Raw genomic sequence first — 19,938 nt, 5'->3', positions numbered from 1 at the left:
GTCTTCGTGTGTCTACGGGCGTGTGCAGCTCTGCGCCGCCCAAAGCCGCCATGTGTCGGGGTCCGGGGACGACCTGTGGACGGGATCTTGGAGCGTTTCCGCAGGTGGGATCAGCTATCCGCGCTTCCCGGCATTCTGGACCCCACGGCCTCCCGTCACAGGAACCGGGCATGTCAGAGGCGTGCGCTTGGATGAGCGAGTGACCGTTCAAGACGTTGCTCGGCAGATGCCCGAGATATCCGTGCTCCGCGAGCACTGCCGTTCCTTGTCTGTGCTGGACGCCATCCTGAGCCCTGAATGGGAGGACCGGTACTACTCCTTCAACGACCGATGGTCCGAGACGGAGTCGCTGGCCTCCATGCGGAACGGGTCGGGCGACGAGTTCTCGATCGTCTTCTCCCTCGTCGGCGCCTACGTTCGCGGGTTCGCGCACGAATCACCGATGAGCCCCTACACAGAAGACGGGCCCTGGCCGGGGGTGCTCGACGAGGTTCCCGACGTCTTTCGACCGTGCGTCGAGGAGCCGGCGTTCTGCGACGAGGACGGGATGCCCGTCGTCACAGCGTGCATGTGGCGAGAGACAGACCATGCCTCTTGGAAGGCAGGAACGATCGACTACCCCGACGAGCAGCCGGACGACCCTGACGGCGCGGGGTACCTTTTCCAACTGCTCGTGGACCGCTCACCGGAAGCGTTCCAGCAGTGGGCCGAGGACTACTACGAAGTTCCGGTCGCATTGGAGGCCGTGTCCCATGTCTTCGCTTCCCGTCCTCTGAGCGACTCAGTCGTCAACGCGTTGAACCCAGAGGTCACCGTGGCCGATCTCGCCAAGGATCTCGCGGAGATCGGCTACCCACTGAACTAGTGCCGCATCAGGCCGCGTTCGCCCTGGTGAGGAACCAAGCCAACACAGCCACGCCGATGGGCAACGCAACAAGGTAGCCGACGAGGATACCGACGCCCGGATCAGCCAGCGCAGGAAAGGCCCAGTTCACTGCTGCAGCCACGAGCAGGCTCACCGTTGCCAGCGCAAGGAGAGCGGCGACAACAGCAAGCCGACGCGGCGTGCCCGCCCCGCGGTACAACTCAGCCGCAGGCTCGAACGCGATAAAGCCCGTCACGATGAGGACGAAACCAGTGTCGGGCAGCCACCCGAACGGCCACCCCACCAGAGCGACCAACCCGGAGACAGCAAGGCCGCCCAGTTCCAGCGCGACGGTGGCCACTACCGGGTGGTCCCACGAGGGACGTCGGATCGAGCCACTCCCACTGTCCTCTTCATCGGCCACATCGTCAGAGTAGCCATCGGCAGGGCGAACGTTGCCTGATGCGGCACTAGATCCGATGAGAAGTGACGAGGCCCCTGGACTAGTTGCCAGGGGCCTCAGTTGACGAAATCGGTGTCACTCGTACTCGCGCAGCAGGTCCTCAATGCGCCGGTGCATGAGGCAGCGCGGCTTCCGTCGTCACTCGCCCCGTACCTGGATCACGGCGTGCGTACCGCTTGTTCGCCATGCACGGTCTTCCGATTCGTTCAGCGTTCGTTCCATCTCCTCGGTCAAGCCCGCGATGACGTCCGACTTGAGGGTGCGCAGGGCAGCCACCGGGGACGGGAAGTAGGACGTGAGGGCGGTGAACGAGGTTGCGGGGGGACGGAGTTGGTCTCCTAGCAGACGGCGGTAGTTCAGGTCGCCCTTCAGGATCGTGAGAGTGGCTGTCTCGAACGACTTCTTCAGGTCGTCCGGCATTGCGGCGTACGGCAGTGGGGCGCAGGAAAAGGGGTGCGTGCGGAGTTGTAGGTGGCCTGCTGAGGTTGCGTGCCATAGTCGTTCGCCCGCATTGCCCGCCTCGCCCGGGGCTTGTTTCAGGTGGCGTAGGGCGTCGATCACGTCCATGGGGGTCGCGTCGGAGACGTAGTACGGGTGTGGCTTCACCTGGAGGATCACTTGTTCCGCGTGTGCGTGGCGCAGGAAGTGGTCGATGAGGAGGAGGTCGGGCACCAGTTCGCGGCCCGCGTTGTCCGCCACCACGTGGACCGTGCTCCCGGCCCCCGGCGGCAGCAGCGACCACAGATGCTCCGAGTCGTCCGCCAGGAGGGGTGTGGTGGCGGTGTCGGTGGCGTTCGCGGTGAGTTGGAAGCCCAGGTCCGCACGGTTGCCCCACAGGGAGCCGTGGAGCAGGGCCCGGGCCTGGGTTTCCCGTGGTTCCTGCGCGAGGCGGTCCAGGGCCGTCAGTTCCGCCTGCGCCTCCGGACTCCGTAGCTCCGCCCGCTTGAAGGGGCGGAACGGGTCGATGCCCTGCCACGGTCCGGCGGCGTCGAAGTAGCCGACCGCGTCCAGGAGCCTGCGGTAGAAGTAGCTCTCCGCCCACAGGAACGGCGCGTCGAACCACGACCCGCCCACATGCTCACCGCTCCCCCACCCCTCCCACTGTTCGCGGTCCCGGGCGTCGGCCGGCAGCGGTTCCATCACGCCGGCCGGATCCGTGCTCTCCCTCAGGAGCGCGTCCAGCGCCCGCCGCCGCTCCGGGTCGTACGGGAACGCGTCGCGCATCCGCCGGATGAGCGCCGGGTGCCGTTCGCGCAGCACGCTGTACGGGAACGATCCCGGGGCGTTGCTCCGGATCACCTCGCCAACTTCGCCGACATCGCCGACATCGCCGACGCCTTCAACGTTCTCCATGGCCGATTGATCCTCCGGTCGTCGGGCCCAGCAGCATCGTCACCAGTCTTTCGGTCTGCTCGCCCGGATCGCGTGCCGTGTCTCCCCATGTCGTCATCAACAGGTGGTGGACCGTCCCGACCAGCGCCAGCGCCAGCGCCGTCGTGTCCGTGGCGGAGGCGAGACGGCCCCGTTCCACTTCCGCGTCCAGGTAGTGCGCGATCGACTGCTGGATCGCGTCGAAACCCGGGGCGCCCGTCTCCAGAGCCTCCCGGATACGCAGCGAAGCCGCCGGGGTCGAGACCGCCAGGCCCGCCGTCGTGGGGTTCAGGGACGTCAGGAGCGCGTAGCCGATCGTCTTCAGGTTGGCCGCCACCGTGGACTCGCCCGCGCGGCCCGGGAGCTCCTCCGCCAGACGCGCCGTGCTGGCGAAGCGCGCCAGGACCAGCTCCGCGACAAGTTCGTCCAGGCCCGCGAAGTGCTTGTGCAGCATGCCTTTCGCGCAGCCGGCCTCGGTCGTGATCGCCCTGCTCGTCAGGCCCGACGGGCCCTCCCGCGCCAGGATCCGCTCCGCCGCGTCGAAGAGCCGCTCTCTTACATCGGGGATCGCCACTCCGCGCGGGGACATGCTGCCTCTTCCCATCAAGTGTGTGTGCGTGCGCCATCGGTCCGGCCGCCACGTCCGGTTCCGGTCCGGCCGTCACGTCCAGTTCCGGTCCGGCCGTCACGTCCAGTTCCGGTCCGGCCGTCACGTCCGGCTTCGGTGCGACCGTATGTCGACCGTCCCGGGCCATGCGTCACCCTCAGCGCCCTTGCATCGGTATGGGCGTGCGCCCATACTTTGTTTGGGCGCACGCCCATACTAGTCGCCGTCGGCCGCCCCGCCATCACGAGGACAAGGGGATTCCGTCATGCCGCACATCGTGAACGTCGATCAGTCCCAGGCCTGGAACGGGTACGAAGGCGAGCACTGGGCCCGCAACCAGGACCGCTGGGACGCCGTGAACGCAGGGTTCGACCAGCCTCTCCTCGACGCCGCCGCAGTCCGCCCCGGCGAGCGGGTCCTCGACGTCGGCTGCGGCGCCGGGGCCACCACCCGCCTCGCCGCCCGGCGCGCGGGCCCGGGCGGGCGGGCGCTGGGGGTCGACCTGTCCGGGCCCATGCTGACCCGGGCCGAGGAGACCGCTCGGGAGGAGGCCGCTCGACAGGAGACCGGTCGGGCAGAGACCGGTCAGGAGGAGACCGCGCAGGAGGAGACCAGTCGGCAGGCAGGGGCGGTCGACGTCAGCTTCGAGCGGGGTGACGCCCAGGTCCATCCCTTCCCCGCCGGGGCCTTCGACGTCGCCATCAGCCGGTTCGGGGTGATGTTCTTCGCCGACCCCGTCGCCGCCTTCGCCAACATCCGGCGCGCCCTCCGGCCGGGCGGGAGGCTGGCGTTCATCTGCGCCGCCGAGCCCGAGCGCCACGACTGGCTGCGGGCCATCGCCGGGCTGCGGGCCATCCTGCCCGTCGGCGACTTCGGGGCTTCGGGCGAGCGGGGCACTTCGCGCAGCCCGGGGATGTTCTCCCTGGCCGACCCCGACGCCACGCGCGGCGTGCTGTCCGACGCCGGGTTCGCCGGCGTCGGGGTGCGACGCATGGAGGGGTACGGACTGTGGGGGCGGGACGCCGGTGACGCCGCCGCGTTCCTGCTCGACTCCGGACCCGGAAGGCACCTGACCGAACAAGTCGACTGCAGGATAAGAGAGTTGGCTCACCGCACCCTCACGAACACCCTGCACGCATACGAGCGCGCCAGCGGCGGGGATGCGGACGGGAGCGGCGAGGTGTGGATGAAGAGCGTGGGATTTCTCGTCACCGCACACAACCCGGAAGAGGCCCCCTGCCCCCTGGCCAACACCTCACATACAGTGTGAAGATCCTGTGCCTACGCAGGAGTTCATCATCTTTGGGGGGCCTCATGGCACTGTTCGGAAACGCGCACACCGTCGACCCTGTCGGCGCGCAGCAGGAGTACGCCAAGCTGTTCGGTCAGGGCGAGCAGGTGCAGGCCGCGTACCTGCTCATCCGCGACACCATCCTCTTCACCGACCGGCGCCTGATCCTCGTCGACAAGCAGGGGATCACCGGCAAGAAGGTGGAGTACCACTCCATCCCCTACCGCAGCATCACGCACTTCTCCGTCGAGACCGCGGGTCACTTCGACCTCGACGGTGAGCTCAAGATCTGGATCTCCGGCACGGCGGCGCCCGTCCAGAAGACGTTCAGCAAGGGCGTGGACATCTACGAGGTGCAGGCGATCCTGACGCAGTTCGTGGCCCGCTAGGCGCAGCGGACACAACAGTGGCCTGGCGGCGGCGCCTTCGTACGTATGCGTATCCGCGTACGACCGCCGCCAGCCCACCGCCCCCTACCTGAGCACACCACCCTCTCCCAGCTCACCGCCCCCTCCTGAGCCCACCGCCCTCGCCCAAGTCGCCCGTCGGCTAAGACGCCCGTCTGCGCGACGCCGTCTTCTTCGCGGATGACTTCTTGGCGGTCGTCTTCTTGGCCGCGGCCTTCGAGGCGCTCGCCTTCGACGTACCGGCCTTGGACGACGCACCGGCCTTGGACGTACTCGCCCTCGACGTGCTCGCCTTGTCCGCGGCCTCCGTCCTCGACGAGGCGGCCGACTTCTTGGCCGTCGTCTTCCTCGCCGTGCCGCTCCCGGACGCCGCCGGCTTCGCCTTCGTCGACGTCGATTTCTTCCCGCCGACCTCCTTCGGCGCCGTACGGGACTTCAGCGGGGTCACCGGGCTCGCCTTCGCCTCCCGCTCGGGCGCGGCCGCGTCGCCCCGGGCCTCCTTGGCCGCCTTGACGCTGCTCTTCAAGGCCGCCATCAGGTCGATGACCTTGCCGCCACCCTCGGGGGCGGCGGGCGCCTCCACCACGCCCTCGCCGGACGCCTTCGCCTCGATCATCTCTTCGACCGCGGAACGGTAGTCGTCGTGCAACGACTCCATGTCGACCTCACCGAGGGTGTCCATCAGCGCGTCCGCCAGGTCGAGTTCGGCCTCGCGCACGGTCACCTGGGTCTCGGGCGCCGCCTCCTCGGGGGCGCGCACCTCGTCGGGCCACAGCAGACCGTGCATCGCGATCACGTCGTCGACGACGCGCAGCATGCCGAGCCGCTCCCGCCCCCGAAGGGCGAACTTGGCGATGGCGACCTTCTTGTTCCGCTTGAGCGCCTCGCGCAGCAGGGTGTACGGCTTCGCGGCGGGGACGCCATTCGCGGAGAGGTAGTAGGCGGCGTCCATCTGGAGGGGGTCGATCCGGTCGGCGGGGACGAAGGCCACGATCTCGATGGTCCGCGCGGTCGGGATCGGCAGGGAGGCCAGATCCTCCTCCGTGATGGGGATGATCGCGCCGTCCGCCGCCTCGTACCCCTTGCCGATCTCCGCCGACGCGACCTCCTTCTCCTCCAGCTCGCAGAACTTGCGGTAGCGGATGCGGCCGCCGTCCTCCAGATGGATCTGCCGGAAGGAGATCGAGTGGCTCTCAGTGGCGTTGACCAGCTTGATCGGGATGCTGACAAGGCCGAATGAGATGGCGCCGTTCCATATGGATCGCACGGTGTCCCTCTCTGCGTAGTGCTCTGCCGTGTGCTCTGCCGTGTGCTCTGCCGTGAGCTCTGCGCAGTGCTTAGCGCTCTGCCGCGTGCCCTGCGCAATGCCCTGCCGCGTGGCCCTGCTCTGCGCCCTGCCGGAGCCGAGCCCGTCGGCCACCCCTCCGTCGCCGCAGCCGAAGCCACCACCGCAGCCACCACCGCAGCCCTTTGGGATAGCTCGTCACGATTTCCGTGGGATTCTCATCGTATGACGCCCATCACAGAGGTGGAGGGGCGGCGGCTCGCGCTCAGCAACCTCGACAAGGTGCTGTACCCGGCGACCGGGTTCACCAAGGGCGAGCTGCTGCACTACTACGCGACCGTCGCCGGGTCCCTGCTCGCACACCTGTACGACCGGCCCGTGTCCTTCCTGCGCTACCCGGACGGGCCCGAGGGCCAGCGGTTCTTCACCAAGAACGTGCCGCCGGGCACGCCGGCGTGGGTGCGGACGGCGGAGGTGCCGCATTCGAGGAGTGCCCCGTCCCGCCAGGTCCTCGTACAGGATCTGGCGTCACTCATGTGGGCGGCCAATCTGGTGACGGAGTTCCATACGCCACAGTGGCAGGCGGACGCGCCCGGAGAGGCCGACCGGCTGATCCTGGACCTGGATCCCGGGGAACCGGCGGACGTGGTGGAGTGCTGCGCGGTCGCCCTCTGGCTTCAGGAGCGGCTGAGTGTGGACGGGCTTCACTCGTACGTGAAGACCTCCGGTTCCAAGGGGCTGCACATGCTCGTGCCGCTGGAACCGACGCCGTCCGATCGGGTGAGCGCGTACGCGAAGACCCTCGCGGTGGAGGCCGAGGCGGAGCATCCGGAGCTGGTCGTCCACCGCATGACCCGCAGCCTGCGCCCCGGCAAGGTCTTCGTCGACTTCAGCCAGAACGCCGCCGCGAAGACGACGGCGACCCCGTACACGTTGCGTGCCCGCCCGGAGCCGACCGTGTCGGCGCCGGTGACGTGGGAGGAGGTCGAGGCCTGCACGGACGCGCGGGAGCTGACGTTCCTGGCCGACGACATCGCCCCCCGCCTCGAACGCTACGGGGACCTGCTCGGCCCTCTGATCAACCTGAACCGCGCGGGTCGGGTGCCGTGAGCGGCGGCGCCGGGGCTGTCCCGGTGACAGTCCGACGCGAAGGGCGAGCCTCTCCCCACCCGGCGGGCCGGCCGGGCAGACCCTGACGGAATGGACGAAAACGCGCCGGCAGTAGCCCTGCGACCGCCCGTCGACGTCATGCGTCCCCAGGCTGTGGACGAAATCCCGGCACAATCAGGCGCGCCGGAGCGTCTCCAGTACTCCCTCAAACTCGACGGATTCCGCGCCCTCGCCTTCGTCCTCGAAGGCGGCCGGGTTTTCCTGCAGTCCCGCTCACAAAGGGACCTGGCCCGGGAGTTTCCCGAAATCGCCGCATATCTCGGAGAGCATCTGCCCGCCGGAACCGTGCTGGACGGCGAACTGTGCGCCTACCGCGACGGGCGTCTGAGCTTCACCGATCTCCTGCGCTCCCACGCCGATCGCGAGCGGTCGGGCATCCCGGTGTCCTACGTGGTGTTCGACATCCTCGGCGTCCCGGGCCGCGATGTCAGAGCCCTGCCGCTGAGAAAACGCTGGGAGCTGCTCGGTGCCGCGCTGCAGAACGTCGGCCCGCCCCTTCAGCCCGTACTGGCGACGCTGGACGAGGAAACCGCCCGTATCTGGTTCCGCGACATGAGAGCGGCCGGCGTCGAAGGAATCGTGGCGAAGGAACTGCGCTCGACCTATCGGGCAGGTGGAACGCGGGCGTGGAGAAAGATCAGGCACGCGGACACGACGGACGGGGAACTCCTCGGCGTATTCGGCCCGTTGGACAGACCGCAGGCGCTTCTCGTGCACCTCCCGGATGGTCGCACCGTGAAGACGTCGCCCCGCCTGACCCCGACGCAGTCACGGCAGGTCGGCGCATTCGTGCACGATCGGCTGGAGCAGCTGACCGACCACCCGGAACACGGCCCGGTGAGGATGCTGACAGCCCCCCTCCTCATCGAGTTGCGCCAGGCGGCCGGACGCCACGAGACCGTCCGCTTCGTACGGGTGCGGTCCGACGGATAGGCAGTGGTCCCGTCGTCATAGGGTGAAATCTCGCGCGGGACGGACGGGACGGACGGGAGGACCGAGGTGGCCGAGACGACGCCGACCGGGACGACGGTCGCCGAGGTGATGGCCGAGCTGGCCGCGCTCGAGGACCCGAAGGCACGCGCCGTGAACGAGAAGCACGGTGACGATCACGGCGTGAACCTCGGCAAGCTCCGCGCGCTCGCGAAACGGCTGAAGACGCAGCAGGACCTCGCGCGCGGGCTCTGGGAGACGGACGACACCGCGGCACGACTCCTCGCCCTCCTCATCTGCCGCCCGAAGGCGTTCGGGCGGGACGAGCTGGACGCCATGGTGCGCGAGGCGCGCGCGTCCAAGGTGCACGACTGGCTCGTGAACTACGTGGTGAAGAAGAACCCGCACGCCGAAGAGCTGCGACTGGCCTGGTCGGCCGATGAGGATCCGGTCGTCGCGAGTGCCGGCTGGGCGCTGACCACGGAACGCGTGGCGAAGAAGCCGGATGGCCTCGACCTCTCGGCGCTCCTCGACATCATCGAGGCGGAGATGAAGGACGCCCCGGACCGCCTTCAGTGGGCGATGAACCACTGCCTGGCCCAGATCGGGATCGACCACGCCGACCACCGCACCCGGGCGATGGACATCGGCGAGCGCCTCCAGGTACTCAAGGACTACCCGACGCCCCCCGGCTGCACGTCCCCGTTCGCACCTGTCTGGATCACCGAGATGGTGCGCCGCAGGCAAGCCCCGTAGAGCGGCCTCAGACCCGCAGCCACGTGTGGCGGTCGCGGGCCATCGCGTGCAGGGCCTCGACGTCGGCCGGTTTCAGGACGCCGCCCGTGCGCGCGAGTGACTGGAGTTCCGTGTCCAGGACGATGCGTACGTCCCGTGGGGGTGCCGCCACCTCGACGGTCGTGGCGCCCGCCACGGCCAGGACCGGGCGGACCTCCGCGGTCAGGGCGAACGACGCGCGGGACGCGTCCGCGCGGACGCGGCGCAAGAGCGGGTGCGGCTCCGAGCGGCCGGTCATCACCATCGGGTCGGCGACGCGGACGCGCTGCTTGCGGGCCGGGAGCGTGTGCAGCGCGTAGAGGCCGCCGGGGCCGATGAGGAGGTGGTGGATGCGGGCGCCGCCGGGCAGCGGCACGGAGTGCAGCGCGCGCCAGCCCGCCCGCTCGAACGCGTCGAGCGCTCCGCCGACGGCCTGCTCGGCCTCCAGGGCCCGGCGCCGCGGGTCCCCGCGCAGGCGCCGCGGCGGGCCCGGGTCGCGGTCGACGGCGATCTGGAGGGCCTCGCCGGGCCGGTTCGGCGCGAGGTCGTCGTCCGGGTGGAGGGCGAGCCTGGCGAGTTCGGCCGGGGTGGGCACCGGGGGCGGTCCGACCGTGACCTGGCCGGTCAGGAAGGGCCCGAGGACGTCGAGAACGGCGTCCCGGCGGGCCTCGCTGATCAGATTGACGCGGCCGGCCTCACGGTCGTACCAGGCGACGTTCCTGCCGTCGTCGTCGCAGACATAGAGCCGCTCCCGACCGTGCCGCCAGGTCGGTATGACGCGCAGACGTCTCATGCACCATCACCCCACGACCATGGGAACAGCCCCGGAGCCGCAGGGCAATATGCCGTCCGGCCCCTCGGTGACACCACCGCCCGAAGAGCTTCGGCCCGCTGTTACACAGCTGCCGAATTGCCGTGATGAGGGTTCCTTACGGTGAAGACGTCCGCTTTTACGCCACCTGGTGGAGCGCACCGCACCGGGAGCAGAGCAGAGGAGACGTTCCGTGAGCACCACCCGTCGAGCAGGCCTGCTGGCCCGGGGCACCTTCGTCGCCGCCGTTCTCGGCGGCGCGCTCCTGGTCCCGACGGCCGCGTTCGCGCACGCACAGCCCGACCGGCACGCGGCCTCCGCTCCGGCGAGCTCACCGGAGCAGGCCGACTCCGACGCACCCGAAACGCACCCGCTGTTCCTGGCGGCGGGCGGCGGAATGGCGATGGCGGGCGCGGGCGGACTCGCCTTCTCGATGTACCGGCGCGGACGCACCGACGACTGAGGGTTCGAGGTGCGCACGGTCCCGTGGGTCAATAAAAAGGGATTCCTCACCAAATAAGGTGTCAATGGAGTGACCGACCGGCACGCGGACAGGCGGGAGTCCAGTGAATTCCAGGCGCACCTGTACCGCGGCCGCAGCCGTGACGGCGTCGTCGGCACTGCTGCTGGCGGGGTGCGGCGACTCGGGCGAGCTGCGCAGCGCGGGTCCGACGTCCACGGCGGTGGGGCCGGCCCGGCTGTGGCCCACACTGCCGCCGGCGTCCGCCGCGGCCGACGACTACGGCTCGGGCCACACCGAGGTCGTGAAGGGCATCACCGCCAAGGGTGACGACATCCACCGCGTGAACCCGGTCGACGTGGTCCGCGCCCAGGCGGCGGCCGTCGCGGCATCGCCGAGCCCGTCCCCGAGCCCGGACAACGTCGTAGGGCTGAACGACTGCGGCACGGACGCCGGTACCAAGTGCCCGGTGCTGAAGGCGTACTACCGGGACCTGACCGGCGACGGCAAGGACGAACTGATCGTGGGGATCCGGCTGCCGAAAGGCCAACTGGCCGTGCGCTGCTACATGTTCGAGGACCACAAGCTGACGCAGATCATGGGAACGTCGGACGCGGTGGTGAGCGTGGAGATCGCGGGCCGCGACGTGATCCTGCGGGCGGTGGCGGACCTACCGGGCTACGAGTACCGCACGGCGTGGTCCTGGGACGCGCACCAGCGCGCGATGCTCCCCACCCGGGACGAAATCCTCCGCACAGGCCCACCCGCATCCCCAACCGAGCCCCCCAGGCCCAGCCCCACCTCCCCGACAACCTCCCCCACCCCCACCCCTCCGAAATCCCCGACAACCTCCCCCACCCCCACCCCTCCGAAATCCCCGACGACAACGCCATCGGCCCCGCCGCGATGACGACACACACGAGCCCGGGACCACGCCCCCACACAACGGGCCGGCACCCGCCCACGCACACGGCCCGGCGGACACCGCCCCCGAGGCGGCCGCACCCGCGCGCGAACGGAAGGGGCCGGGCCGGTATGTCCGCCCGGAACCGGCACACACAACTGACGCGCACGAGATCCGACGCCGAACCATCCAAGCGAGGACGGACATACCGGCCCGGCCCCGCACCCGCCCACAAACGCAGCGCGCAGAACCCCGGCACCGACGCCAGCCCCGGCACCGGCACCGGCACCGGCACCGGCACCGGCCTCACTCCCACCCACACCCACACCCACACCCCCACCGCCCGGCACGAGACCACCGCCCCAGAACACCCGCACCCCCGGCAGCCCCCCAAGAGCCGCCCATGACCCCCACCACATCCGGCGCCACCTCCCGCGCCACGAGCCACGCCAGACCCAAACCCCGACTCCCCGCCTGGACCGCCACCCTCACCTGGAAGGCCGCGGTCTTCATCACGGTGATGTGCTGCGCACTCGCCGCACTCCTGGGCGCCCTGGTCCACGTATCGGTCGCCAACCAGACCGTCGGCCAGGCCCGCGACCGCGCACTGGGCCGGCTGGACGAGGCCACCGCGGCGTACGAGGCCGGAGCGAGGCTGGGCCCGCTCGCGGGGATCGATCCCCCCGGCCTGCCCGACTCGCTGCGCAGGCTCGCCGCGGGCGGGGATCGCGGCACGATGGTGAGCCGCGCGAAGGCACCCACGATGTGGGCGGCGGGACCGATCGACGGGAACCGCGTACTGGCGGTGGAGGTCGACTACTCGCAGGGCGCCCGCACGATCGACGGCCTGGACCAGGCGATCGTCGGCTCGTCCGTGCTGGCGATCGGCGCGACGCTGCTGGTGGGAGCGTTCGCGGTGACCCGTGTGACGCGGCGCCTGCACGCGACGGCGAGGGTGGCCCGGCGGATCAGCGGCGGGGACCTGGACGCGCGCGTGGACGATCCGAGGACGAGAAATCCGGCCAGGCACCAGGACGAGGTGGCCGCGGTCGCGGGCGCGCTGGACAGCATGGCGTCGTCGTTGCAGCGCAAGCTGCTCAGCGAGCAACGGTTCACGGCGGACGTGGCGCACGAACTGCGGACACCGCTGACGGGCCTGCACGCGGCGGCCGAACTCCTCCCGCCGGGCCGCCCGACGGAGCTCGTACGGGACCGGGTCGCCGCACTGCGGACCCTCACCGAGGACCTGCTGGAGATCTCGCGCCTGGACGCGCGCAGCGAGCGCCTGGACCTGGACGACAACTGGCTCGGTCCGCTCACGGAGCGGGTGGTGCGGGGGTCAGGCACGGAGACGGAGGTGGTCGTGGTGCGCGACGTCTGCGTACTGACGGACCGCCGGCGCCTGGAGCGGGTGCTGGGCAACCTCGTCGCGAACGCGCACCGGCACGGCAGCCCGCCGGTGGTCCTCACGGTGGACGGCCCGGTGATCACGGTGCGGGATCACGGGGAGGGCTACCCGGACTACCTGGTGGAGGGCGGTCCGCAGCGCTTCAGGACGGAGGGCGGCGCGAGGGGCCACGGCCTCGGTCTGACGATCGCGCTGGGCCAGGCAAAGGTGCTCGGCGCCTCGCTCAGGTTCGCGAACGCGGAGGACGGCGGAGCGCTGGCGACACTGACACTGCCGTACGACGACCAGCCCTGACCGCACCACACCCACCCGGAACCCGCGCGGAACCCCTCCCGCACCCCACTCCCACGCCCTCGCGGAACCCCTCCCGCAACCCCCACCCACACCCCCGCAGAACCCCTCCCGAAACCCCCACCGGACACACACCCAGTCAGATTAAAGCGACATAGCGGCATTTCCCGGCTGTCGCTTGTTACGTTCCCGCCATGACCGGATCGACCGGATCGACAGGATCGGCGGGACCCACGGGCCCGGCAGGCACGGGAGCCGGCGTCGGCCCTCCCGCTGTCCCCGCTCTCCGCCTCCCGCGGCGCCGTGGCACCGAACTCGTCCTGATCGTTCTGGCCGTCCTGCTCAGCGTCTACGGATACTGCGCCGTAGGACTCGCCAAGAACGGCTCCGTACCGCCCGGCGCCGCGGGTTACGGCGCGGGGCTCGGCGTGCTGGCGCTCGTGGCGCACGGCGCGATCCGTCTGCGCGCCCCGTACGCGGACCCGCTTCTGCTGCCCATCGGCGTGCTGCTCAACGGCCTCGGCCTGGTCCTGATCTACCGGCTCGACCTGGAGACGCCCGACGACCAGGCGGCGCCGACCCAGCTCGTCTGGTCCACGCTCGGCGTGGCCCTGTTCATCGCGGTCGTGATCTTCGTGCGCGACCACCGGGTGCTCCAGCGGTACGCGTATCTGTCGGCCGTCGCCGCGCTGTTCCTGATGGTCCTGCCGATCTTCTTCCCGGCGGTGAACGGCGCCCGCATCTGGCTCAGGATCGGCGGATTCTCCATCCAGCCGGGCGAGTTCGCCAAGGTGCTGCTCGCGATCTTCTTCGCCAGCTATCTCGCGGCGAACCGCAACGCGCTCTCGTACACGGGAAAGAAGATCTGGCGCTTCCAGCTCCCCACCATGCGGGTCTTCGCGCCGATCCTGGTCTTCTGGCTGATCAGCGTGGGCGTCCTGGTCCTGGAGCGTGACCTGGGGACCTCGCTGCTGTTCTTCGGCCTCTTCATCGTGATGCTGTACGTGGCGACGGGCCGCGGCAGCTGGATCGCGATCGGGCTCCTCCTCGCGGCGGGCGGCGCGGTCTTCGTCGGCGCGCTCGAACCGCATGTGAACAGCCGCGTCCACGACTGGCTGCACCCGTTCGCCTCGATCGACGCGGGCGAGGGTCCCGGTCAGCTCGCGCAGTCGCTGTTCGCGTTCGCGGCGGGCGGCATGCTCGGCGAGGGGCTCGGGGCGGGGCACTCGATCCTCATCGGGTTCGCCGCCAAGTCGGACTTCATCCTGGCGACCGCGGGCGAGGAGCTGGGGCTCGTCGGCCTGACGGCGATCTTCCTGCTGTACGCGCTGCTCGTGGAGCGCGGCTACCGTGCCGGGCTGGCGCTGCGCGACCCGTTCGGCAGGCTCCTCGCGATCGGTATCGCGTCGATCGTCGCGCTCCAGGTGTTCGTGATCGCGGGCGGCGTGATGGGCCTGATCCCGCTGACCGGCATGGCGATGCCGTTCCTCGCGCAGGGCGGCTCGTCCGTCGTCACGAACTGGATCATCGTGGCGCTGCTCGTCCGGATCAGTGACTCCGCGCGTGACCAACTCCTGCCGGACGAAGCGCTGGAGGCGCATCGGTGACCCGCTACATCCGCCGCGCCTCGGTCTTCTGCCTGCTGCTGCTCGTCGCGCTGCTGGTCAACTCCGCCCGCGTAATGATCTTCGAGGCGGACTCCCTCGACGACAACCCGGCCAACCGCCGCAACACCATCGCGCGCTACGCCCAGCCGCGCGGCAACATCCTCGTCGACGGCAAGACCGTCACCGGCTCCAGGAACACCGGCGAGCAGCTCCGTTACGAACGGACGTACAAGAAAGGCCCGTTGTACGCGCCGGTGACCGGGTACGCGTCGCAGGTGTACGGCACCTCGCTGCTGGAGTACGCCGAGGACGACATCCTCTCCGGCACGGACCCGATGCTCGCCCCGCTCCCCCTGTTCAACGACCTGACGCGCTCGCAGCAGCCGGCCGGCAATGTGGCGACCACGATCAACGCGGCGGCGCAGAAGGCGGCGTACTCCGGGCTGGCCGGGCGCCGGGGCGCGGTCGCGGCGCTCGATCCGGCGACCGGGGAGATCCTCGCCCTGGTGAGCAGCCCCTCGTACGATCCGGGGGCGATCGCGGGGACGGATGCGGCGACGACATCGGCGTGGAAGCGCCTGAACGGCTCGCCGAGTCAGCCGATGCTCAACCGGGCGATCCGGCAGACGTATCCGCCCGGCTCGACCTTCAAGATCGTCACCGCGGCGGCGGCCCTCGACTCGGGCGTCGTGTCGGATGTGGACGAGCCGACGGAAACACCGAGCCCCTGGCGCCTGCCCGACACGTCGACCTTGCTGCAGAACGAGGCGCGCGGCTGTGAGGACGCGTCGCTCGCGGACGCGATCCGGGTCTCCTGCAACACGGTGATGGCGAAAATCGGGGTCCAGGTGGGGCTGAAGGGGATGGTGTCGGCGGCCAGGAAGTTCGGCTTCAACGATGCGGGGGTGAGGATCCCGTCGAGCGTCTCGCGGAGCAACTTCGACACCGACATGGACCGTTCGCAGCTGGCGCTCTCGTCCATCGGCCAGTTCAACACGACGGCGACGCCGCTGCAGATGGCGATGGTCTCGGCCGCCGTAGCCAACGGCGGGGTCCTCATGGCGCCGCATCTGGTCGAGCGGACCACGGACAAGCACGGCAACACCGTGGCGCAGACCGGTTCGAAGGCGTACCGCCAGGCCATGAACCCGGCCACGGCCGTGCAGCTCCAGCAGATGATGCAGGACGTCGTGGACTTCGGCACGGGCACGAACGCGCAGATCCCCGATGTGATCGTGGGCGGCAAGACGGGCACGGCGCAGCACGGCGTGGGCAACAAGGGCGCCCCGTACGCGTGGTTCATCTCCTGGGCGCGGGCCCCGGAGGCGGGCAATGCGGAGGTCGCGGTCGCGGTGGTCGTCGAGGACGCGTCGGCGAACCGTTCGGACATCAGCGGCGGCGGGAGCGCGGCGCCGATCGCGCGGGACGTGATGGAAGCGGCACTGAACTCGGCGGAGCGATAGCTCGGCGGAGCGGCAACTCGGCGGAGCGGCAAGGGAATCGGCCCGCAAGTGGCCCCCGATACCAACAGGTGAAATGGCCCTCTACGGCGCCGCGCCCCCTGCCTATCGTGCAGCCCATGACTGACAACGGGACTGCGAAGACGACGGAATACGGGACTCGCCACGAACTCGCCCAGGTGAACATCGGCCGCCTGACCGCCCCGCTCGACTCGGAGCAGCTGAGGGACTTCGCGGAGGGACTCGATCCGGTGAACGCCGTCGCCGACGCTTCGGACGGGTTCGCGTGGCGCCTGAAGGACGACAGCGGGGACGCGACGAGCTTCCGGATCTTCGACGACGCGTGGCTGCTCGTGAACATGTCGGTGTGGCGGGACACGAACGCGCTGACGGCGTTCATGTACCAGGGACAGCATCGTGAACTGCTCGCGCGCCGCCGGGAGTTCTTCGAGCGTCTCGACGAGGCGGTGACCGCTCTGTGGTGGGTGCCGGCCGGGCACCGGCCCACCCTCGAGGAGGCGGAGGAACGCCTGGTCCATCTGCGGACGCACGGCCCGACGCCGTACGCGTTCACTCTGCGTACGGCGTTCCCGGCGGGCGACGCCGGCCCCGAACCGGAGCCGGAGTCGGAGTCGGAGTCGGAGTCGGAGTCGGAATCCGTCAGCCGATCGGCTTCCTGATCTCCGAGCGGATCTTCGCCGCGGTCGCGGCCGCCGCGTCGAGGTCCACGTCCGAGGGGTCCTCAAGGGCGATCTCGGGGGTGATCTCGGCGACGGTGGCGCCGGTGTTCCCGTCGGCCCAGGCGCACATCGGGATGGTCGCCTGCTGCTTGGTGAGCACCTGACAGGTGATGGTGACGTCGGAGCCGGCCGGCTTGAAGTCCTTCGCGGGCACGGCGACTTCGGCGCCGTCGCTCTTGGCGGCGCCCTGCATCATGTTCTTGCGGGCGAGGTCGGTGTTCTTGAAGCGGCCGTACATGCCGGAGATCACCACGCCCGCGTTCTTGTGAGCGGGGTCGGTCGCGGCGTACTGGCCGACGGCCGCCTTGGTGTCCCGCGCGTCCCAGGCGCCGTCCGCCTCGTCCTCGATCTCCTTGCCCTGGGTGCCGGACAGATCCTGGGTGAGGGTGTACCTGCCGTCGAGGACGGTCTTCGGGATGGTCAGCTTGTACTCGGCCTTCGGGAAGCTCTTGTCGACCTCCGAGCCGAGCATGGCGACCGCGACGATCCCGACGACGACGACGGCGAGCGCACCGCCGACGATGCCGAGGATCATCCCGACCCGCCGCTTCTTGGGCGGCGGACCCATGGGGGCACCGCCCCATCCGGGGTAGGGGGCACCGCCCGGGTAGGGCTGCTGGCCGTACGGACCGGGCTGGCCCGGCTGGGCGTACGGGCCCGGCTGGCCCGGCTGGCCGTACGGACCGGGTTGACCGGGCTGCTGCGGCGGGCCGTAGGGGCCGGGCTGGCCGTAGGGCGCGGCCGGGGGCTGCTGGCCGTACGGGTTGGGCTGGGGCGGCTGAGGCGTGGACACGTCAGCAAACTACTGCATGCGGGTGACACGCCCTCACGCCCCGGACACCACGGGCCCCCGGGCACGCCCTAGGGCAGTTGCGCGCCCTCCCCGATCGTCGACTCCACCTCCGCGACGCGCTCCAGCTCCTCCGCCGCGAAGCGTTCCGCGTCGAGCTTCTCGGCGATCTCCTCGTCCTCGGCCATCAGCTGGTCGAGATTCGAGTTGCCCATCTCGAAGACGCCCATGTCGACGTACGCCTGCTGGAGGCGCTTGCCCCACAGGCCGATGTCCTTGACGCAGGGCACGATCCGGGAGAAGAGCAACTGGCGGAAGAGGGCCAGGAACTCGGACTGCTCGCTGTACTCCTCGGCCTCCGCCTTGGAGATGCCGAAGTTCTCCAGGACCTCGACGCCGCGCAGCCGGTCGCGCATCAGGTAGCAGCCCTCGATGACGAACTCCTCGCGCTCGCGCAGTTCGGCGTCGGTGAGCTGCTTGTAGTAGTCGCGCAGGGCCATCCGCCCGAAGGCCACGTGGCGGGCCTCGTCCTGCATCACGTACGCGAGGATCTGCTGGGGCAGCGGCTTGTCCGTGGTGTCGCGGATCATGCCGAACGCGGCGAGCGCCAGGCCCTCGATGAGGACCTGCATGCCGAGGTAGGGCATGTCCCAGCGGGAGTCGCGCAGGGTGTCGCCGAGGAGCGACTGGAGGTTGTCGTTGATCGGGTAGAGCATCCCGATCTTCTCGTGCAGGAAGCGGCCGAAGATCTCCGCGTGCCGGGCCTCGTCCATGGTCTGGGTCGCCGAGTAGAACTTGGCGTCCATGTCGGGGACGGACTCGACGATGCGGGCGGCGCACACCATCGCGCCCTGCTCACCGTGCAGGAACTGGCTGAACTGCCAGGACGCGTAGTGCTTGCGCAGCTCGCCCTTGTCCCGGTCCGTCATCTTCGCCCAGTGCCGGGTGCCGTAGAGCGTGAGCGCCTCGTCGGGGGTGCCGAGCGGGTTGTGGGGGTCGACCTCGAGGTCCCAGTCGATGCGCTTGGCGCCGTCCCACTGCTTGTCCTTGCCCTTCTGGTAGAGCGCGAGGAGGCGGTCCCTGCCCTCGTCGTACTCCCAGCTGAATCTTGCCGCGCCGGCCGCCGGTATCTGCCAGCCGAGCTCCTCGGGCGCCCTGGTGTACAGCTCATGCGTCGACATACAGGCAGGCTCACACGCTCGTGGACACCGGGTCAACAAGTCGCGCACAAGGGATTGACGGCCTTGCTGACAGGCAGTCTCATAAGACGTGACCGCCGGTAACTCCTGTGCCGCGGAGCCCGTTTCCCGTACGACGAGGTGGGACAGCCATGACGACCGTGACGGAAGCCGACGCGTTCGAGGGTCTGCGCGACGCGCTCGGGCTGCTCAAGGACCGCGAGCAGGTGGCCGAGCGCCTGCTCGACTCCTCCGCCAAGCACTCCTTCGACCCGGACAAGGAGCTGGACTGGGACGCCCCCGACGTCGAGGGCATGTGGTACTGGCCCCCGGAGCTCTGCTCGCTCTACGACACCCCCATGTGGAAGCGGATGCCGCAGGAGCAGCGCATCGAGCTCTCCAAGTACGAGGCCGCCTCCATGGCGTCGATGGGCGTCTGGTTCGAGATCATCCTGATGCAGCTCCTCGTACGGCACATCTACGACAAGTCGCTGACCAGCAGCCATGTGCGCTACGCCCTCACGGAGATCGCCGACGAGTGCCGGCACTCCATGATGTTCGCCCGCATGATCAAGCGGAGCGTCGGCGAGAGCTTCCCCATGCCGCGCGTGCACCACAACCTGGGGCGCGTGCTCAAGACGATCTCCACGACGCCGGGATCCTTCGCGGCCACGCTGCTCGGCGAGGAGATCATCGACTGGATGCAGCGGATGACGTTCCCGGACGAGCGCGTCCAGCCCCTGGTGCGCGGCATCACCCGCATCCACGTCATCGAGGAGGCGCGGCACGTGCGCTACGCCCGCGAGGAACTGCGCCGCCAGATGGTGACGTGCGGCCCGGCCGAGGCGGCGTACACCCGGATCGTGTGTGGCGAGGCGGCCCGCGTGATCTACACGGCGTTCCACAACCCGGCGGCCTACGAGCGGGCCGGGCTCGACCCGAAGGAGGCGCTGGCGCAGGTCAAGGCCAGCGGCCACCGCCGCGAGATCATGCAGACCGGCGCCAAGCGCCTGACCGACTTCCTGGACGACATCGGGGTCATGCGGGGCGTCGGACGCAGGCTGTGGAAGTCGTCCGGGCTGCTCGCCTAGGACCGCGCCCGGGACCGTGCGGGGCGCCTCCGTAC

Annotated in this window: 20 protein-coding genes; 13 read left to right on the top strand and 7 right to left on the bottom strand. The window is 69.8% G+C overall.

Features of this window, described 5'->3' with window-relative positions; all coding sequences use genetic code 11:
• The first annotated feature begins 226 nt into the window (after window positions 1-226).
• A complete protein-coding gene (locus LGI35_RS29360) occupies window positions 227-865 on the top strand; it encodes a hypothetical protein (RefSeq protein WP_227297220.1) in 639 nt (212 codons plus the stop codon).
• 7 nt (window positions 866-872) lie between these two features.
• Here LGI35_RS29360 and LGI35_RS29355 read toward each other — a convergent pair whose 3' ends face one another.
• From LGI35_RS29355 to LGI35_RS29345, 3 genes are all read right to left on the bottom strand, one after another.
• Entirely contained in the window at window positions 873-1,289 is a 417-nt protein-coding gene (locus LGI35_RS29355) for a hypothetical protein (protein WP_227297219.1), read from the bottom strand.
• 177 nt (window positions 1,290-1,466) lie between these two features.
• Window positions 1,467-2,681 (bottom strand): damage-control phosphatase ARMT1 family protein, encoded by a 1,215-nt coding sequence (locus tag LGI35_RS29350; RefSeq protein ID WP_227297218.1) that lies wholly within the window; start codon window positions 2,679-2,681, stop codon window positions 1,467-1,469.
• Complete coding sequence (locus LGI35_RS29345; protein WP_227297217.1) at window positions 2,668-3,288, bottom strand: TetR/AcrR family transcriptional regulator; 621 nt, start codon at window positions 3,286-3,288, stop codon at window positions 2,668-2,670. The genes LGI35_RS29350 and LGI35_RS29345 overlap by 14 nt, the downstream gene beginning before the upstream one ends.
• Before the next feature lie 283 nt (window positions 3,289-3,571).
• On the opposite strand from LGI35_RS29345, the gene LGI35_RS29340 reads away from it, so the two are divergent.
• Window positions 3,572-4,576: a class I SAM-dependent methyltransferase gene (locus LGI35_RS29340; protein WP_227297216.1), complete on the top strand. Its 1,005-nt coding sequence runs from the start codon at window positions 3,572-3,574 to the stop codon at window positions 4,574-4,576.
• A 44-nt stretch (window positions 4,577-4,620) separates the two neighbouring features.
• Window positions 4,621-4,986, top strand: a complete 366-nt coding sequence (locus LGI35_RS29335) for a PH domain-containing protein (protein WP_116509971.1) — start codon at window positions 4,621-4,623, stop codon at window positions 4,984-4,986.
• Window positions 4,987-5,146: 160 nt separating this feature from the next.
• Here LGI35_RS29335 and ku read toward each other — a convergent pair whose 3' ends face one another.
• Window positions 5,147-6,271 (bottom strand): non-homologous end joining protein Ku, encoded by a 1,125-nt coding sequence (gene ku, locus LGI35_RS29330; RefSeq protein WP_227297215.1) that lies wholly within the window; start codon window positions 6,269-6,271, stop codon window positions 5,147-5,149.
• Between the two features lie 243 nt (window positions 6,272-6,514).
• On the opposite strand from ku, the gene ligD reads away from it, so the two are divergent.
• From ligD to LGI35_RS29315, 3 genes are all read left to right on the top strand, one after another.
• Window positions 6,515-7,399 (top strand): non-homologous end-joining DNA ligase, encoded by an 885-nt coding sequence (gene ligD, locus LGI35_RS29325; protein WP_227297214.1) that lies wholly within the window; start codon window positions 6,515-6,517, stop codon window positions 7,397-7,399.
• 90 nt (window positions 7,400-7,489) lie between these two features.
• Window positions 7,490-8,392, top strand: a complete 903-nt coding sequence (locus tag LGI35_RS29320) for an ATP-dependent DNA ligase (protein ID WP_227297213.1) — start codon at window positions 7,490-7,492, stop codon at window positions 8,390-8,392.
• 108 nt (window positions 8,393-8,500) lie between these two features.
• Entirely contained in the window at window positions 8,501-9,145 is a 645-nt protein-coding gene (locus LGI35_RS29315) for a DNA alkylation repair protein (RefSeq protein WP_423835777.1), read from the top strand.
• A 7-nt stretch (window positions 9,146-9,152) separates the two neighbouring features.
• On the opposite strand, the gene LGI35_RS29310 is transcribed toward LGI35_RS29315, so the two are convergent.
• Window positions 9,153-9,956, bottom strand: coding sequence for a nuclease-related domain-containing protein (locus LGI35_RS29310; RefSeq protein WP_227297211.1), 804 nt, complete (start codon window positions 9,954-9,956; stop codon window positions 9,153-9,155).
• Between the two features lie 211 nt (window positions 9,957-10,167).
• Here LGI35_RS29310 and LGI35_RS29305 point away from each other — a divergent pair, with 211 nt between their 5' ends.
• The 6 genes from LGI35_RS29305 (at window position 10,168) to LGI35_RS29280 (ending at window position 16,784) form a co-directional block, all read left to right on the top strand.
• Window positions 10,168-10,437 (top strand): hypothetical protein, encoded by a 270-nt coding sequence (locus tag LGI35_RS29305; RefSeq protein WP_227297210.1) that lies wholly within the window; start codon window positions 10,168-10,170, stop codon window positions 10,435-10,437.
• Window positions 10,438-10,540: 103 nt separating this feature from the next.
• The gene (locus LGI35_RS29300) at window positions 10,541-11,344 is read left to right on the top strand and encodes a hypothetical protein (protein ID WP_227297209.1); all 804 of its coding nucleotides are present in this window, start codon (window positions 10,541-10,543) and stop codon (window positions 11,342-11,344) included.
• A 397-nt stretch (window positions 11,345-11,741) separates the two neighbouring features.
• Window positions 11,742-13,040 (top strand): sensor histidine kinase, encoded by a 1,299-nt coding sequence (locus tag LGI35_RS29295; protein WP_227297208.1) that lies wholly within the window; start codon window positions 11,742-11,744, stop codon window positions 13,038-13,040.
• A gap of 191 nt (window positions 13,041-13,231) precedes the next feature.
• The gene (locus LGI35_RS29290) at window positions 13,232-14,644 is read left to right on the top strand and encodes an FtsW/RodA/SpoVE family cell cycle protein (RefSeq protein ID WP_227297207.1); all 1,413 of its coding nucleotides are present in this window, start codon (window positions 13,232-13,234) and stop codon (window positions 14,642-14,644) included.
• Entirely contained in the window at window positions 14,641-16,107 is a 1,467-nt protein-coding gene (locus LGI35_RS29285) for a peptidoglycan D,D-transpeptidase FtsI family protein (protein WP_227297206.1), read from the top strand. The genes LGI35_RS29290 and LGI35_RS29285 overlap by 4 nt, the downstream gene beginning before the upstream one ends.
• Window positions 16,108-16,223: 116 nt before the next feature.
• Window positions 16,224-16,784: a DUF3291 domain-containing protein gene (locus LGI35_RS29280; RefSeq protein WP_227297205.1), complete on the top strand. Its 561-nt coding sequence runs from the start codon at window positions 16,224-16,226 to the stop codon at window positions 16,782-16,784.
• Here LGI35_RS29280 and LGI35_RS29275 read toward each other — a convergent pair.
• Both LGI35_RS29275 and LGI35_RS29270 read right to left on the bottom strand, forming a co-directional pair.
• The gene (locus LGI35_RS29275) at window positions 16,765-17,637 is read right to left on the bottom strand and encodes a hypothetical protein (protein ID WP_227297204.1); all 873 of its coding nucleotides are present in this window, start codon (window positions 17,635-17,637) and stop codon (window positions 16,765-16,767) included. The genes LGI35_RS29280 and LGI35_RS29275 overlap by 20 nt on opposite strands.
• A 68-nt stretch (window positions 17,638-17,705) precedes the next feature.
• The gene (locus LGI35_RS29270; RefSeq protein ID WP_227297203.1) at window positions 17,706-18,815 is read right to left on the bottom strand and encodes a ferritin-like domain-containing protein; all 1,110 of its coding nucleotides are present in this window, start codon (window positions 18,813-18,815) and stop codon (window positions 17,706-17,708) included.
• A gap of 149 nt (window positions 18,816-18,964) precedes the next feature.
• Here LGI35_RS29270 and LGI35_RS29265 point away from each other — a divergent pair, with 149 nt between their 5' ends.
• Window positions 18,965-19,903: an AurF N-oxygenase family protein gene (locus tag LGI35_RS29265; protein WP_116510004.1), complete on the top strand. Its 939-nt coding sequence runs from the start codon at window positions 18,965-18,967 to the stop codon at window positions 19,901-19,903.
• Window positions 19,904-19,938: the final 35 nt, after the last annotated feature.

Source organism: Streptomyces longhuiensis (assembly GCF_020616555.1).
Lineage (GTDB): Bacteria > Actinomycetota > Actinomycetes > Streptomycetales > Streptomycetaceae > Streptomyces > Streptomyces longhuiensis.
The sequence above is the reverse complement of the archived record's forward strand: the minus strand, read 5'-3'. Positions and strand labels throughout refer to the sequence as shown.

What these genes read in the sequence shown, in the direction of transcription:
- LGI35_RS29360 (WP_227297220.1), top strand. Translation starts at nt 227, where the DNA reads ATGCCCGAGATATCCGTGCTCCGCGAGCACTGCCGTTCCTTGTCTGTG.
- LGI35_RS29350 (WP_227297218.1), bottom strand. Translation starts at nt 2,681, where the DNA reads ATGGAGAACGTTGAAGGCGTCGGCGATGTCGGCGATGTCGGCGAAGTT.
- LGI35_RS29345 (WP_227297217.1), bottom strand. Translation starts at nt 3,288, where the DNA reads ATGTCCCCGCGCGGAGTGGCGATCCCCGATGTAAGAGAGCGGCTCTTC.
- LGI35_RS29340 (WP_227297216.1), top strand. Translation starts at nt 3,572, where the DNA reads ATGCCGCACATCGTGAACGTCGATCAGTCCCAGGCCTGGAACGGGTAC.
- LGI35_RS29335 (WP_116509971.1), top strand. Translation starts at nt 4,621, where the DNA reads ATGGCACTGTTCGGAAACGCGCACACCGTCGACCCTGTCGGCGCGCAG.
- ligD (WP_227297214.1), top strand. Translation starts at nt 6,515, where the DNA reads ATGACGCCCATCACAGAGGTGGAGGGGCGGCGGCTCGCGCTCAGCAAC.
- LGI35_RS29320 (WP_227297213.1), top strand. Translation starts at nt 7,490, where the DNA reads ATGGACGAAAACGCGCCGGCAGTAGCCCTGCGACCGCCCGTCGACGTC.
- LGI35_RS29315 (WP_423835777.1), top strand. Translation starts at nt 8,501, where the DNA reads ATGGCCGAGCTGGCCGCGCTCGAGGACCCGAAGGCACGCGCCGTGAAC.
- LGI35_RS29310 (WP_227297211.1), bottom strand. Translation starts at nt 9,956, where the DNA reads ATGAGACGTCTGCGCGTCATACCGACCTGGCGGCACGGTCGGGAGCGG.
- LGI35_RS29295 (WP_227297208.1), top strand. Translation starts at nt 11,742, where the DNA reads ATGACCCCCACCACATCCGGCGCCACCTCCCGCGCCACGAGCCACGCC.
- LGI35_RS29290 (WP_227297207.1), top strand. Translation starts at nt 13,232, where the DNA reads ATGACCGGATCGACCGGATCGACAGGATCGGCGGGACCCACGGGCCCG.
- LGI35_RS29280 (WP_227297205.1), top strand. Translation starts at nt 16,224, where the DNA reads ATGACTGACAACGGGACTGCGAAGACGACGGAATACGGGACTCGCCAC.
- LGI35_RS29270 (WP_227297203.1), bottom strand. Translation starts at nt 18,815, where the DNA reads ATGTCGACGCATGAGCTGTACACCAGGGCGCCCGAGGAGCTCGGCTGG.
- LGI35_RS29265 (WP_116510004.1), top strand. Translation starts at nt 18,965, where the DNA reads ATGACGACCGTGACGGAAGCCGACGCGTTCGAGGGTCTGCGCGACGCG.